At 51.8% G+C, this 2,970-nt stretch carries 1 rRNA gene; it reads right to left on the bottom strand.

What is annotated here, in order from left to right:
- Nucleotides 1-19: 19 nt before the first annotated feature.
- Nucleotides 20-2,913: ribosomal RNA gene (locus KW838_RS29200) — 23S ribosomal RNA — on the bottom strand.
- Between the last annotated feature and the right edge of the window lie 57 nt (nucleotides 2,914-2,970).

Raw genomic sequence — 2,970 nt, 5'->3', positions numbered from 1 at the left:
CAAATTGCTTGGGTGTTATATGGTCAAGCCTCACGGGCAATTAGTATTGGTTAGCTCAACGCCTCACAGCGCTTACACACCCAACCTATCAACGTCGTAGTCTTCGACGGCCCTTCAGGGGACTCAAGGTCCCAGTGAGATCTCATCTTGAGGCAAGTTTCCCGCTTAGATGCTTTCAGCGGTTATCTTTTCCGAACATAGCTACCCGGCAATGCCACTGGCGTGACAACCGGAACACCAGAGGTTCGTCCACTCCGGTCCTCTCGTACTAGGAGCAGCCCCTCTCAAATCTCAAACGTCCACGGCAGATAGGGACCGAACTGTCTCACGACGTTCTAAACCCAGCTCGCGTACCACTTTAAATGGCGAACAGCCATACCCTTGGGACCGGCTTCAGCCCCAGGATGTGATGAGCCGACATCGAGGTGCCAAACACCGCCGTCGATATGAACTCTTGGGCGGTATCAGCCTGTTATCCCCGGAGTACCTTTTATCCGTTGAGCGATGGCCCTTCCATACAGAACCACCGGATCACTAAGACCTACTTTCGTACCTGCTCGACGTGTCTGTCTCGCAGTCAAGCGCGCTTTTGCCTTTATACTCTACGACCGATTTCCGACCGGTCTGAGCGCACCTTCGTACTCCTCCGTTACTCTTTAGGAGGAGACCGCCCCAGTCAAACTACCCACCATACACTGTCCTCGATCCGGATAACGGACCTGAGTTAGAACCTCAAAGTTGCCAGGGTGGTATTTCAAGGATGGCTCCACGCGAACTGGCGTCCACGCTTCAAAGCCTCCCACCTATCCTACACAAGCAAATTCAAAGTCCAGTGCAAAGCTATAGTAAAGGTTCACGGGGTCTTTCCGTCTAGCCGCGGATACACTGCATCTTCACAGCGATTTCAATTTCACTGAGTCTCGGGTGGAGACAGCGCCGCCATCGTTACGCCATTCGTGCAGGTCGGAACTTACCCGACAAGGAATTTCGCTACCTTAGGACCGTTATAGTTACGGCCGCCGTTTACCGGGGCTTCGATCAAGAGCTTCGCGTTAGCTAACCCCATCAATTAACCTTCCGGCACCGGGCAGGCGTCACACCCTATACGTCCACTTTCGTGTTTGCAGAGTGCTGTGTTTTTAATAAACAGTCGCAGCGGCCTGGTATCTTCGACCGGCGTGGGCTTACGGAGCAAGTCCTTCACCCTCACCGGCGCACCTTCTCCCGAAGTTACGGTGCCATTTTGCCTAGTTCCTTCACCCGAGTTCTCTCAAGCGCCTTGGTATTCTCTACCCAACCACCTGTGTCGGTTTGGGGTACGGTTCCTGGTTATCTGAAGCTTAGAAGCTTTTCTTGGAAGCATGGCATCAACCACTTCGTCACCCAAAGGGTAACTCGTCATCAGCTCTCGGCCTTAAGATCCCGGATTTACCTAAGATCTCAGCCTACCACCTTAAACTTGGACAACCAACGCCAAGCTGGCCTAGCCTTCTCCGTCCCTCCATCGCAATAACCAGAAGTACAGGAATATTAACCTGTTTTCCATCGACTACGCTTTTCAGCCTCGCCTTAGGGACCGACTAACCCTGCGTCGATTAACGTTGCGCAGGAAACCTTGGTCTTTCGGCGTGGGTGTTTTTCACACCCATTGTCGTTACTCATGTCAGCATTCGCACTTCTGATACCTCCAGCAAGCTTCTCAACTCACCTTCACAGGCTTACAGAACGCTCCTCTACCGCATCACCCGAAGGTGATACCCGTAGCTTCGGTGTATGGTTTGAGCCCCGTTACATCTTCCGCGCAGGCCGACTCGACTAGTGAGCTATTACGCTTTCTTTAAAGGGTGGCTGCTTCTAAGCCAACCTCCTAGCTGTCTAAGCCTTCCCACATCGTTTCCCACTTAACCATAACTTTGGGACCTTAGCTGACGGTCTGGGTTGTTTCCCTTTTCACGACGGACGTTAGCACCCGCCGTGTGTCTCCCATGCTCGGCACTTGTAGGTATTCGGAGTTTGCATCGGTTTGGTAAGTCGGGATGACCCCCTAGCCGAAACAGTGCTCTACCCCCTACAGTGATACATGAGGCGCTACCTAAATAGCTTTCGAGGAGAACCAGCTATCTCCGAGCTTGATTAGCCTTTCACTCCGATCCACAGGTCATCCGCTAACTTTTCAACGGTAGTCGGTTCGGTCCTCCAGTCAGTGTTACCTAACCTTCAACCTGCCCATGGATAGATCGCCCGGTTTCGGGTCTATTCCCAGCGACTAGACGCCCTATTAAGACTCGCTTTCGCTACGCCTCCCCTATTCGGTTAAGCTCGCCACTGAAAATAAGTCGCTGACCCATTATACAAAAGGTACGCAGTCACCTAACAAAGTAGGCTCCCACTGCTTGTACGCATACGGTTTCAGGATCTATTTCACTCCCCTCTCCGGGGTTCTTTTCGCCTTTCCCTCACGGTACTAGTTCACTATCGGTCAGTCAGTAGTATTTAGCCTTGGAGGATGGTCCCCCCATATTCAGACAAAGTTTCTCGTGCTCCGTCCTACTCGATTTCATGACTAAGAGATTTTCGCGTACAGGGCTATCACCCACTATGGCCGCACTTTCCAGAGCGTTCCGCTAATCTCAAAGCCACTTAAGGGCTAGTCCCCGTTCGCTCGCCACTACTAAGGGAATCTCGGTTGATTTCTTTTCCTCAGGGTACTTAGATGTTTCAGTTCCCCTGGTTCGCCTCTTGCACCTATGTATTCAGTACAAGATAACCATCTTATGATGGCTGGGTTCCCCCATTCAGACATCTCCGGATCAAAGTCTGTTTGCCGACTCCCCGAAGCTTTTCGCAGGCTACCACGTCTTTCATCGCCTCTGACTGCCAAGGCATCCACCGTATGCGCTTCTTCACTTGACCATATAACCCCAAGCAATCTGGTTATACTATGAAGACGACATTCGCCGAAAATTCGAT

The sequence above is a fragment of the Pseudomonas sp. PDM27 genome, assembly GCF_019219205.1.
GTDB classification, from domain to species: domain Bacteria; phylum Pseudomonadota; class Gammaproteobacteria; order Pseudomonadales; family Pseudomonadaceae; genus Aquipseudomonas; species Aquipseudomonas laurylsulfatiphila.
The sequence above is the reverse complement of the archived record's forward strand: the minus strand, read 5'-3'. Positions and strand labels throughout refer to the sequence as shown.